The organism is Mariniphaga sediminis, assembly GCF_003573545.1.
GTDB lineage: Bacteria > Bacteroidota > Bacteroidia > Bacteroidales > Prolixibacteraceae > Mariniphaga > Mariniphaga sediminis.
Genome location: NZ_QWET01000006.1, coordinates 1 through 11,989 on the forward strand (window position 1 = coordinate 1; position 11,989 = coordinate 11,989).

The window sequence follows — 11,989 nt, forward strand, 5'->3', positions numbered from 1 at the left end:
AAAATCCGTCCTCCATTTTTTGATTTATCATTTCTCTGGTTTTTTTATAGTTATCTTATGGTTTTTTTATGGTTATCTTACAACTGGCATTATCGCAATCAATCTCAGAGGTATATGTATACCCCAGACCCTCGGCAATGGGTTTATACAGTGCCGGGCAATGGTCGCAATAAGAATGATAGGGGGTCATATGTTTAAGCTCCAGAAGCATCCCTTTGGAAGGGCACTTGTGCAAATCAATACTGAATTCCCCTTTGTCTTCATCCAGTATCATGGTAAAATCGGCTGCTTCTTCATTCAGCGAATGAGACCAGTAGTCAAAAGCTCCGGCCAGCCCTTTTTCCTGCATCAGTCTTTGAAGCGAATCCGTTAAATACAAATCGGATAACTCGCTCCAGAATTTTTCCAACTCTTTTCTTCCCCCCAGGTTTTCAATAAATTTAAAGCCCTCGCTGTAGGCCGGGATAAACTCCGTACATGAAATCATTTCTTTTTCCTTTTGATTTGGTGAATACTTTTACTTCCTCCTGAATACCTGTTTGCAGGCCCCTGTTTCTTCATCGAAATATTCCAGCTCGTATTTAAACGGGGTATTCCTGCACACCCTTTCATAGATGGTACGATACGTTTCAACGTAATAAGGACAGGGCGTATCCCCTTTCTCCTTAATCCGGGTGATTCCGGGACAGGCGTCCTGTTCTATCTCCAGGATGTTCTCTCCGCAGTGCATTTTTACCGGCCACTCTTCTTGGGCATAGATATCCGTAAAGTAGTTGTTAAGCGCACGGATGCTGCCCGACATCAATTCATCGTTGACAGGCTTATAGTAAGCATCAGCATACTGGGTTAAGTAGTTGACCATCTCCTCCCTGCCAAAATTGTTGTAAATGTACTTTAACAATATATTCATTGACACGTGAAAGTCCTTGTGCAGATACTTGTTATCCGAGGCTTTGCGTGTCATCACCTTTCTGCCTTGTGAATTCATATTTTTATTGTCTTGTTAAAAGAGCACGAATATATAATTATCTTTTCTTGATAATATATTTCAAACTCTGTTTATTTAGGCATTGTCACGAAATAACTTGACCGTCCAGGCTTGTTCTTTTGCACGCTAACTGCGTTAAAAAGCCTCGCCGTAGCTGTTGCTATGTCTGTGTTTTTTGCCTTGTTACCGCACAAAATAACGTCGCCTGTTTTGTTCAACTTATCTTGTAATAATACCTTAGTGTTCTCCTTCATAATAGGGTGCGCCACATGTAGAGGCGTTCGGATCAAAAATGGATAGCTCTTTAAACATCAGCCGGGCTATTTCAGCATGCCCCTCCCCGTTTGGATGAAGCGGATCATTCAGCCATTTTTTAAAAATGGCCGTTTCTCCCCGGCGCTGAATTTCATTCTGCCAGTAAGTATAATTGTCAATGAGTACAACTTTCTTTCTTCCGGCCAGCTTTTGCATTACCGATACATATTCATCTATCCGTCTTCTCTCCTGTGCCTTTTCCTTAATAATAACATTGGGAGTATGGAACACAGGGATAGCCTTTAACTCCCGAATTAAAGTTACCAATGAATCAAGGTTCTGTTCAAAAACACCGGGACTTATATCCCGGGATTTTGCACAATCATTTGTTCCAATCATCAGAGAAACCACATCCGGATTAAACTGTCCTATTCTCCAGTCAAAATCGTCCAGAATATTCTGTGTTGTATTTCCGCTAATACCGGTATTAATAATAACATCTCTCACACGCCCTATTTCCCATCTAATCCGTTCTGCAAAAACTTCGGGGTAAGATCTGAAACCATGGGTATGCTTTGCACCATGGGTGATGCTATCCCCGGTAAAAATCCATTTAACGGGCGTTTTCCCGTCAAGTAATTTCCTTAACGCAACAATGTCATCTCCTTCCCTGGTATTGGAAGTATGAAACAGGGAATTTGGAAAAGCAAAGGGCGGCAGAAATAAAGCCGCACCCAACATCTGAGATGAAATGTTTGCTAAAAATCTGCGCCTCGAAAATTTACGTTTCTCCATTAAGTTTTGTATAAACTATTTATAGATCCATTTATTATCCAAAAGGGTAAGGTCGGTGACAGACAGCCCTGTTCCCTGCGACCTGCTGCCGGCACAGTTGCTCAGCAAAACATGCTTTTTATCCACAAAGTGAATAGCAATATAACAGTACCACCCGTCCGGGTCGTCGTTTACATTTTTAATATAATTCCAGGTTTTTCCCTCGTCTTTCGAAATGGCAGTTGTCAGGGGCGTTCTTTTTCCCTTTATCTCAGGGTTGGAACCATCGTTATTGTTCCACACCAGCAGCCAGTCACCCGTTCCGGGAATCCTCTCAATGGTAGCAGGAGACAGCGGAGAAGGAATATTACTCGCTTCAACATGGCTCCAGGTTTTCCCTTTATCAGAAGAATATGAGAGTTGCTGGAATCCTCCACTTGCCCGAATGTACATCATGATACGTCCGTCTTTCATTTCAATCAAACCGGGCTCCTGGGTTACAACATCGGTAGTATTGGGAACCTTCGCACTGGATGTCCAGGTTTTTCCATTATCGTCAGAATAATAACTGAATAGATCGGCCTGGTTTTTCCACTCTCCACCGGGGGTATGCAAGGCAACAGCCATCATCAACCTCCCGTCTTCAAGCTGGATAACCCGGTCGTTATTCAATACGAAGTATCCTTTTTTATCTGTAATGCAGGCGACAGGTTCGCTCCAGGTTTTTGCTTCATCTTTTGAAATACGCATCATGGGAATACAATCTACAGTCGAATTTTTTCTAAGGTAAAACAATGCTATTTCTCCGTTTTGCAACCGCAACAATGAAACAGACATCACATTCATTCCCCCTTCATTTTTTACAATAACTTCATCCTCTTGTGTCCAGGTTTTTCCCCCATCTTCAGAAAAACGACCAGCAAGAAAAGCGGGATCATGATCACCGCCAGACCCTGCGGTATAGTGGCTGTAAACAAACAACATTCTCCCGTCTTTTAAATTTACAAAATCGCCTTCACTGTTACGGGGATTATTTTCAGAAGGAGATAATTTTAAAACTGTTTTAGGTTCATTAACACGGGCATTTGCTTTTTTTGTACCCAAAAAAGCTCCCCATACAACCACAGCTAAAGTAAAAACAACCAAATATTTCAAATGACTGTTTTTCATAAATTTTGATTTTCTCATTTCATTAAGTTTAAAACTATTTATTGATTATATATCCAATTCCTGCTAAGTTTTGAAATATCTGTAACAGATAATCCTGTTCCCTGCGATCTGCTTCCGGCGCAATAACTTAACAATAAGTTATCCTGGTCCACAAAATGGATTGCAATATAGCAATACCATCCGTCGGGATCAATATGAATATTCTTAATATAATCCCACGTTTTTCCCTCGTCTTTCGAAATGGCAGTTGTAAGGGGCGTTCTTTTTCCCTTTATCTCAGGGTTGGAACCATCGTTATTGTTCCACACCAGCAGCCAGTCGCCGGTTCCGGGTATCTTCTCAATGGAAGCAGGAGACAGCGGAGAAGGAATATTGCTCGCTTCAATGTGGCTCCAGGTTTCCCCTTTATCTGAAGAATATGAAAGTTGTTGAAATCCTCCGGTTGCCCGGATAAACATCATGACACGCCCGTCGTTTAATTCGATAAGACCCGGTTCCTGGGTAATTAAATCCGTTGTATCCGGCACCTTCGCGCTCGATGCCCATGTTTTCCCATTGTCATCAGAATAATAACAGAACAACTCACCCTTTTCCTGAAAATCGTCACCATTGTTGTTATGCAACGCTACCGGCACCAATATCCTTCCGCTCTCCAACTGTATTACCCTGTCGTTATTCAATACAAAGTACCCGCTTTTATCCGTAATCACAGAAATTGGCTCGCTCCATGTTTTGCCCTCATCCTTTGAGATACGCATTTGAGGTGTACAATCCGTAAGTGAATTCTTTCTGCCATAAAACAAAGCAATATCCCCATTTTGTAACCGCAACAATGAAACAGACATCACATTCCTGCCACCTTCATTGGGAACAACCGTTTCATCCTCCCGGGTCCATGTTTTCCCTCCATCACTGGAATAACGGGCGGCAAGGTGCGCTGGTGCATGATCACTCGAAGAATCGCCGCTAAAGCGACTGTATATATAAAGAATCCGGCCATCCTTAAGATTCACAAAATCGCCTTCGCTGTTACGTGGATTGTTTTCAGAAGGAGATAATTTCAGCACCGTTTCGGGTCCTTCGATATCTGAACCTTTTTTTGTACCGCTGGAACAAGCGAATACAGTTAAAAAAACAGAAACTAAAAACATTGCCTTTTTCAGGTGGTTAAATTTTAATGAGCTACCTTTTTTCATCGTTATCTATTTTTACAGTTTTTACAATTGCTTTGGTTAACTCGCGGGCAATCAACTCATGTCCCAAATCATTGGGATGGACACCATCCAGCATGAGGCCCTCGTAACTTTCTCCTGTCCTTTTTTCATAATCGACAAACAGTTTGTAATTATCAACCAGCCCCAGTTTATACTTATCGGCCAGGTTCCTGACAACCCTTACATATTTCAGCAACCTTTTATTTTGAAAATTCTCATACCTGTTTCCCAAAATATTAGGTGCAACTAAAATTACTTGTGTTCCTCTGTCCCGGAGCTGATTTATCATATACTCCATGTTTTTTCTGTACATACCAAGAGGAATTCTCGATTTACCATTCCGTTTGTTGCTGTCTATATGGGCATCATTTGTTCCAAAACCGATAATAACAATATCGGGATTGTATGCCAGTACATCCGACTCAAACCGGTCGAGTGCATGTTTAATCTTAAATAGGTTATTGTCTGTTATATGCCCGGTGTGGCTTCCCGGTATTCCTGAATTAATTACCTCTGCCGTAATTCCGTGTTCCTGTAGATCTTCCGGTAAACGTTGGGCATATACTTTGTCAATCGTTTTTCGTGTAGCTGTAATTGAGTTTCCAAATGCAACAATGGTTAATGGAGAAGGAGATACTTGAAGTTTTTCTTTACTTTCCGCCTCTTTACTATTTTCACCTTTTACTGTTGTCAGGAATGGGTACCCTGTTACCGTAATAACAAAGAGGACCAAATAACTTAGCACTTGACTGGACCTTCTCATAGAAACTTACTTAGTCAATGATTTAATTTCGATAACAGAAACTTTTTCTGTCCGGTTTTTATTTGAATCGGGCTCTCCTCCAACCAACCAATAATGGTTTTCATTCACTTTTATCAAAGGAGCAGTTGCCGAAGGAATAATCAAATGGCCAACTTCTGTCATGCTAGAATTGTCCGGATCGATTATCCAAATACCATCGTGTACCATTCCATCTGCCCTGCCTGTTACTAAAAGATGTTTTTCATTTACCGGCTGGGCTACCCAGGCGTACCCTTTTAATGGCAAATCGGTTAGTTGCTTCCACTCGTCCTTTTCCGGTGTATAGCGGTACAAATCGTTGAGAGGCTCCAGCGGGGAAAATCCCTTCAGTCCCCCTATCAAATACAGATATTCTCCGCAGGCAACCAACGCAGACAATACTCTTCCGGCCCCGGGGACAGCCTTACATTCTTTCCACCCCTTTTCAATATAATTCAGATCCAGGCACCACATGCTGTTAATTGATTGGTCTTTTACAGAACCACAGGTTACATAAAATGTATTATTCAAAATAGCTCCTGCCCCGAAAATCACAGCTTCCGGCAAATCTGGCAAAGACTTCCATTTGCTTTCTTTGTTTAGAGCGTTCAACCAATAAACTTCTTTTGACCCTATTTCTCCATCACCCGTTCCGCCTGCCAAATAAAGGCCTGTATCATTGCAGCCAAACGCTGAATATGCCAACGGTTTGGGCAAACCAGGCCCTTCCATCCATTGCCCATCTTTGTATAAAACCGTGTTCTTCAACCAGTATTTCGTCGCTTTATCTTTACTCCAGTTCGTTCCACCAGCAACAATTATATGGCCATCTATTATACCCCCTGCATGGCCTCCCCGGGCCCACTCAACCGGAAGAAAAACTCCATCGGTAACAGAACAACTATATTTTTCCTTTAAGTCGTTTTGATTTACTCCAACTAATTTCATGTTATTTTCCCCTCTGTTTTTATCCTTAGCGATATAATGCATACCATTTCCGGGAATAATACAGGCGATAAAAAACCCCACAAAAACCCAAACTTTCATTCTTAAGCTAAACCCATTCATATTTAAAATAAATCACAATTTTCAACTGCGTTATCCTTCAGCTAACTACTATTTTACAAGACAAAATTCGGTAAACCTCGTTCTCTTTATCAAACTGTCCGAAAATATAAAGCCATTCGTTATCAGTTAATTTCAGGAATTGCCCATTCATTGCATTATAATAGTTATTAAACTGATTTCCTTCCGGATCTTTCTGAATTATGTATTCAGACTGCCATGTTCTTCCTTCATCAAAACTTCGGGCAAAGTGGAGTCCGTATAAATCAGGATTTGGCAAATCATACAGCTCCCGGGAATATGGAACCCTGCAAGCATGCAGCAAAGAACCGTCGGGTAAGGTTAAGCCAACCGCGGCGGCCCCTGTCCCTGCAATGTTTGTCAATTCATAATCCGACCATGTTTCGCCCCTGTCATTGCTTTCAGAACGAAAAAACCAGGTATCTTTGGGGCTTTCAGCTAGTCTCCCCAACTTTTCTCTTCCGCGAATAATAGAAACCAGTTTACCTTCATCCGTCAGAAAAAGACTCTGTTCGTTAAAACCGGCAACAACTTCGTTTCGATCCCTGATATTTTCGTCCCCCTCATAGGCGACATCACTGTATTTCCATGTAATGCCATCATCGTCGCTAGTAAGTACGCCACACCTCCAGTTCTCCCCTTTGTTTTTGGCCCCCCAGATTGTAAATATAATTCTGCCGTCGGGTAATTGCATCCCGCCGGTAACAAATTGCTCCCCCAAAAAAGTTCCACTGGAATAGCGGGTGTAGTTCCAATCTGGTGACTCCTTACTCTTTCGACCTATATTTAAAGTATGCGCTCTCCACTGCGGATCTTTTAATGCTCCCGAGCCTTTTTCTCCTTCAATAAACTGGTCGCCCGTAGAGATTAAAGTTCCTTTCCGGGTCGGTCCAAAAATGGTTAACCGTAACGCCTCCTTTTCCCATTCGTCAGGATTAACAAGAAGCTCTTCACCAAACAAAACCGGCTCAGACCATGTTTTACCCATATCTTTTGAACGGATTAAAAAAGGTCTTTTCCCGGTAGTCATGTCTCCATAAGTTCCTCCGGTAAAAACTCCAATCAATTCATTTTCAACAAGAATAAAACTGCCCCAAATCGTATTAAATCCCCGGGACTGGCCATCGTAAAAAATCCGGTAATCTTTTACCGTAACCGTTGTCGCTTTTTTCGGTACTGACTGACAAGACACTATCAGGAGAATAAAAACAGAAACAGGAAACACATATAAATGCTTGCATAAACAAACGAACTTATCCCTTTGCAAATAGTTTCCTACTAAAATCCTTTTATTGAACTGAGCTCTGTTTCCCCTGAATATTAACATACCTGATGTAATTTAAATTAAAAAAATGATTTTTTATCGCAACACCGAAGCTTTAGTCCTTAAACTTTTACAAAAAATATAAATTCTGCTTTCCTATTAAATAAAATCTTTCTCATACAGCTTAAAGCTCAGATAACCGCCAAACCCGGAGTAAGTAGTCGTTATCCAAATTTCCCCTGGTCGCGCCTCAAAAACCCGGGGATATGCAAGCCTTTTCACTTTGCTCTCCGGCGTTATACGGGCAACTACAACAGGCTCGCTCCAGGTTTCTCCATCATCATCTGAAAACATGATAGATAATTCCTCCCGGTTATTACTGTGCGCAACTTCGGATGACACACCATCGCCCCCGCTTAAAGGATAGGAATCTTTTCCTTCCGGATAAACCCGGTTCCATATAAGAAACAATCTTCCGCTTTGCAGTCTTTGCAAAAGACCGGGGGCAGAACTGGCGTCAATTTTTGTTGGTTTAAATTTTCCCCATGTCAACCCTTCATCTTCGGAATAAGCTTCCCAGAAAACTCCCCAGTTGGTACGCATCAGCATCCATACTCGCCCATCGTTAAGTTGTTCTATCGTGGCTTCGGTAACCCCACTATGATGGCCAACGCCTCCCAAATCAATAACATTTGATCGAATCCAGTTTAAGCCGTTTGTTTTTGATGTATAAGTAACTACGGTATGATGACCAGGATTATGTCTCATCATCATAGAAGTAAATATAATATTGCCATCTTTTGTTTCTATAATATCCCTGTTTGCACCGGTCCATTCATCATGAAGCTTCTGAAGATCCTGCCACGTTTTTCCTCCATCCAGGCTCCTGATTGCATACGTAGGAATGGTTGCACCCGGTGAGTCAGCAAGTTCTGAATTCCAACTCCAGTTTGCTCTTTCTTTATCATTGGCAAAGGCCAAAATAATTGTACCGTTACTGGTTCGAAACAGCACCCGCTCTATACGGATTTCAAACCGGCTTGAATCCGGGAATATGGAATATTTTGTCCATGTTTTTCCTTCATCTTTGCTTATGCAACTCATATTTTTCTCTATCGTCAGAATACTTTTGTCGTCCAAACGAACAAAAGGTCCTGTTTTCAATCCTGGCAGTTCCTCTGCTTTATCATGAATCCAGTACCCGGTAGTTGTAATTTTACCTTTTTGTTCTGTTGAATTCTGACTTTTTACATTATCATTTCCAAAAAATATAAATCCTGTGAGCAAGATACTTATTGCCAGTATTTGTTGTTTCCTTTTCATATCATTTATTTTTTTGTTAAAAACTATCACTTCTCCCTAAAACATATTCTCCGAAATATTCAGGGTATCGCCACTGGAAATCTGAATCTTTCTGATAACTATGGTTGGGGAAAAATTTATTTACTGAATCCACTTCTTCTTCCAGCATTTTCAGATTTTGTAATTCAAAGAGGGGATCTCTGCTATCTTTCTGCCAACTAAATAAAACGGTTTTCATTCTTTCCAATTCTTCTTTATAGCGAGGATTTGATGCAAGCTCATGAAATTCCCAGGGGTCGTTTAACAAATCATATAATTCAAAATCCGGAGGATTTTTCCATCTCATGTACACCTCTTGCATCTCAGTTTCCAGGGCCATTATTTCAGCAGAGGTGGTTCCCGAAATAACCTCAGGATAAATATGATCTGTATAAACAGAATAGTACGGATCCTCCCTGCCAGCATGAAGGTTATAGATTAATTTATACCGTTCCCCCCTTACGCTCCTTCGGGGATAAAAGAACATGGCAGTAGAGCCTAAACCATCCGCAAAAAGGTATTTCCGCCAGTCATCTTCCTTCCTGCCTTGTGCAAGGCCCAAAAGTGACCTGCCAGGCAGATTTTCATCGGGTTTGAGCTGAACGGCATCTAAAATAGTAGGAAGTATATCAATTGTTGAAACAAGGTTTCGTTTCACCTTACCTCCTTTTTTTATATGCCCGGGCCAATAAAATATTAAAGGAATCTTTAATGCTCCTTCGTAATTGGTCGTTTTACCTCTTGAAAACTGAGCCCCATGGTCACTCAAAAAAACAATCAACGTATTCTTTAACTTTTTCACCGAATGAAGGGAATCCAATAAAATTCCAACTGCTTCATCTAATCTGTCAATACTATTATAATAGTCAGCAGTAACATCTCTAAGTCTTTCTGTATTTACCCCTAAAAAAGGTAGGGTTTCTGTTACATCACCACCCTCAATCGGGTTCTTTGGCATACCTTCAACCTGACGCAACAAAGGAAAATGGGCATCGGGGTAATTCACCATTAAAAAATAGGGAGAATCTTCTGATTTTGTAAACTCAACCGCCTTAGCAGCATAGCTACTTAAATCTTTCTTCTCAAAGTTTGAGCTGGTCAGTTCGTGGAAATCAAACGGAATGGCAGATTCGGGATTAACATGTATTTTCCCTAAACATCCGGTCCTGTATCCTAAACTTTTTAAATAGACGGGTATTGTTTTGAATGGTTTATACATTCTGAATTTATGAGTGGCCAATCCCATTTGTCCATTTTGGTGCGGATAAAGACCGGTAAAAATGGAACTTCTGGATGGACTACAAACAGAATAGGTTGTGTAAGCATTTTCAAACGTTACCCCGCTGGAAGCCAGAAAGTCGATATTAGGGGTTCTTACAACAGAATTGCCATAACACCCTAAATCTTGGCCATGATCCTCCGAAACAATTAAAAGTATATTTGGAAGAGTTTCGGTCTCCTTTATTTTATGAGCTTTATCGCAACTTTGAAATGTGATAAAAAGAGTAAGGAGTCCAGCGATATAATGGTGATGCCCCAACATTACATATCAGATTTAGGTAAACAAAAGTTATCCAGATGAAATATCTTCATAATACATAAAAACACGCCACCTGGATAACTAAAATGCAACTAATTATATCCTGGATTTTGTGTTATTCTAGAATTTAGACTTATTGTTTGCAGAGTAATTGGCCACAGCAATAAATAAGTATCACTATCTCTTCCTTCCAGCGATGGAACTTTTTCAAAGGCTTTACCGAACCGCACCAAATCCCACCAGCGTTTGCCTTCGAATGCCAGCTCAAATAATCTTTCCTGAAGAATGGCTTCATCATTTTCTTCTTTTGTTCCATTTACAAACATATATTCGGCATACTTATCACCATAAGCTCTCTGACGAATTTCGTTCATTTCATCTGAAGGATCCTGGTTCAGAGCATTTTTAGCTTCTGCTTTCATCAACAGTAAATCAGCATACCGGTAAATAATAACATCATCTAAAAACTTCCGTATGCCGCCATCCACAAAACCTCTGCCTTTCAGCACAATCGATGTTAAAAAGGCGGAAGAACCATCTTCTTTCGAATAATAAATATTAAGAAAGCTTCCTGCCTTCCTTTGGTCATCATCACTAAACTGGTTTCTTATTAACGCCGTTGGAGCCCACCAGTTAAATCCTCCAGGAGGGCCAATTATCTCTCTATCCTGCTCGTTAATCGTAGAACTAACATCATTGGCATTAATATACATATCGGCAAAATAATTATTTGAAGCCTCAAGATCCTTAAAATTGACGGCCAGAATTACTTCCTTGTTACCTTTATTTGTATAACTAAAGATATCCTCATAATTATCAAGAAGTTCAACATCAGAATTGGCAGCATCATTCAAAGCAGTCAATGCAATATTAATATCCGAATCTCCGCCTCCCATTCTTTTGCCAGTCCAAAGATACACTTCCGCTTTTAGCATATTTAAGGCCGGTTTGGACCATATACTGCGGTTTGTATTATAACTATTATCAGCAAAAAGATTATTTGCCTGGTCTATATCGCTTTTAATAAATTCGAATATTTGCGCTACTGCTGTTCTTTCTTTAAATGTAGTTTCAGAATCATACCCTTCAATTGGCTCTGTTACCAGGGGAAGATCTCCCCACGTTTTTGCCATTACAAAATAGATATAGGCTCTCATGGCATATCCCTGAGCCACTATTTTGTTCTTGTCCCCCTCATTTGCAAATTCAATATCGGGTACATACTTAATAACCAAATTGGCATAATCAACAATCCGAAACATTTGCCGCCAATGCAGGTCGGCGTTAGATTCAGTTAACGTATTTTCAAAATACTTAATCCGGAAACTGGCATTTTGTAACCCGTGCCCCATAAGTTCGCTTCGGGCAGCCCCCAGTATTATTAAATCGGTCCGGGCAAACGTACGAAACTGGTTATACATACCATACAGTCCTCCTAATGCATCATCTTCTGTTTGCCAGAATGAATTTACCGTTATTACACTTTCGGGATCCGTTTCAATTAAATCCTTACATGAGTAATTGATACCAAGGACTAATATTAAGCTGATTATTAATATCTTTTTCATAATGTAGT

At 40.6% G+C, this 11,989-nt stretch carries 11 protein-coding genes; all 11 read right to left on the minus strand.

Annotated features, from left to right (window positions below):
* Positions 1 to 55: 55 nt before the first annotated feature.
* Entirely contained in the window at positions 56 to 487 is a 432-nt protein-coding gene (locus D1164_RS09105) for a hypothetical protein (protein ID WP_119349667.1), read from the minus strand.
* Between the two features lie 30 nt (positions 488 to 517).
* Entirely contained in the window at positions 518 to 988 is a 471-nt protein-coding gene (locus D1164_RS09110; protein ID WP_119349668.1) for a hypothetical protein, read from the minus strand.
* Between the two features lie 237 nt (positions 989 to 1,225).
* The gene (locus D1164_RS09120) at positions 1,226 to 2,038 is read right to left on the minus strand and encodes an SGNH/GDSL hydrolase family protein (protein ID WP_206610967.1); all 813 of its coding nucleotides are present in this window, start codon (positions 2,036 to 2,038) and stop codon (positions 1,226 to 1,228) included.
* Positions 2,039 to 2,053: 15 nt separating this feature from the next.
* Positions 2,054 to 3,205, minus strand: a complete 1,152-nt coding sequence (locus D1164_RS09125; protein ID WP_206610968.1) for a sialidase family protein — start codon at positions 3,203 to 3,205, stop codon at positions 2,054 to 2,056.
* A gap of 20 nt (positions 3,206 to 3,225) precedes the next feature.
* On the minus strand, positions 3,226 to 4,383 hold the full coding sequence (locus D1164_RS09130) for a sialidase family protein (RefSeq protein ID WP_206610969.1): 1,158 nt from the start codon (positions 4,381 to 4,383) through the stop codon (positions 3,226 to 3,228).
* A complete protein-coding gene (locus D1164_RS09135) occupies positions 4,370 to 5,164 on the minus strand; it encodes an SGNH/GDSL hydrolase family protein (RefSeq protein ID WP_119349671.1) in 795 nt (264 codons plus the stop codon). Before D1164_RS09135 ends, D1164_RS09130 begins: the two co-directional genes overlap by 14 nt.
* Positions 5,165 to 5,170: 6 nt before the next feature.
* The gene (locus D1164_RS09140) at positions 5,171 to 6,250 is read right to left on the minus strand and encodes a Kelch repeat-containing protein (RefSeq protein WP_119349672.1); all 1,080 of its coding nucleotides are present in this window, start codon (positions 6,248 to 6,250) and stop codon (positions 5,171 to 5,173) included.
* A 37-nt stretch (positions 6,251 to 6,287) separates the two neighbouring features.
* Positions 6,288 to 7,595 (minus strand): sialidase family protein, encoded by a 1,308-nt coding sequence (locus D1164_RS09145; protein WP_119349673.1) that lies wholly within the window; start codon positions 7,593 to 7,595, stop codon positions 6,288 to 6,290.
* Between the two features lie 96 nt (positions 7,596 to 7,691).
* Positions 7,692 to 8,855, minus strand: a complete 1,164-nt coding sequence (locus D1164_RS09150; protein WP_119349895.1) for a sialidase family protein — start codon at positions 8,853 to 8,855, stop codon at positions 7,692 to 7,694.
* Positions 8,856 to 8,871: 16 nt separating this feature from the next.
* Positions 8,872 to 10,416, minus strand: a complete 1,545-nt coding sequence (locus D1164_RS09155; RefSeq protein ID WP_119349674.1) for a sulfatase family protein — start codon at positions 10,414 to 10,416, stop codon at positions 8,872 to 8,874.
* Positions 10,417 to 10,505: 89 nt separating this feature from the next.
* Entirely contained in the window at positions 10,506 to 11,981 is a 1,476-nt protein-coding gene (locus D1164_RS09160; protein ID WP_119349675.1) for a RagB/SusD family nutrient uptake outer membrane protein, read from the minus strand.
* Between the last annotated feature and the right edge of the window lie 8 nt (positions 11,982 to 11,989).

Coding starts and splice junctions, on each gene's coding strand:
- D1164_RS09105 (WP_119349667.1), bottom strand. CDS start 487: ATGATTTCATGTACGGAGTTTATCCCGGCCTACAGCGAGGGCTTTAAA.
- D1164_RS09110 (WP_119349668.1), bottom strand. CDS start 988: ATGAATTCACAAGGCAGAAAGGTGATGACACGCAAAGCCTCGGATAAC.
- D1164_RS09120 (WP_206610967.1), bottom strand. CDS start 2,038: ATGGAGAAACGTAAATTTTCGAGGCGCAGATTTTTAGCAAACATTTCA.
- D1164_RS09125 (WP_206610968.1), bottom strand. CDS start 3,205: ATGAGAAAATCAAAATTTATGAAAAACAGTCATTTGAAATATTTGGTT.
- D1164_RS09130 (WP_206610969.1), bottom strand. CDS start 4,383: ATGAAAAAAGGTAGCTCATTAAAATTTAACCACCTGAAAAAGGCAATG.
- D1164_RS09135 (WP_119349671.1), bottom strand. CDS start 5,164: ATGAGAAGGTCCAGTCAAGTGCTAAGTTATTTGGTCCTCTTTGTTATT.
- D1164_RS09140 (WP_119349672.1), bottom strand. CDS start 6,250: ATGAATGGGTTTAGCTTAAGAATGAAAGTTTGGGTTTTTGTGGGGTTT.
- D1164_RS09145 (WP_119349673.1), bottom strand. CDS start 7,595: ATGTTAATATTCAGGGGAAACAGAGCTCAGTTCAATAAAAGGATTTTA.
- D1164_RS09150 (WP_119349895.1), bottom strand. CDS start 8,855: ATGAAAAGGAAACAACAAATACTGGCAATAAGTATCTTGCTCACAGGA.
- D1164_RS09155 (WP_119349674.1), bottom strand. CDS start 10,416: ATGTTGGGGCATCACCATTATATCGCTGGACTCCTTACTCTTTTTATC.
- D1164_RS09160 (WP_119349675.1), bottom strand. CDS start 11,981: ATGAAAAAGATATTAATAATCAGCTTAATATTAGTCCTTGGTATCAAT.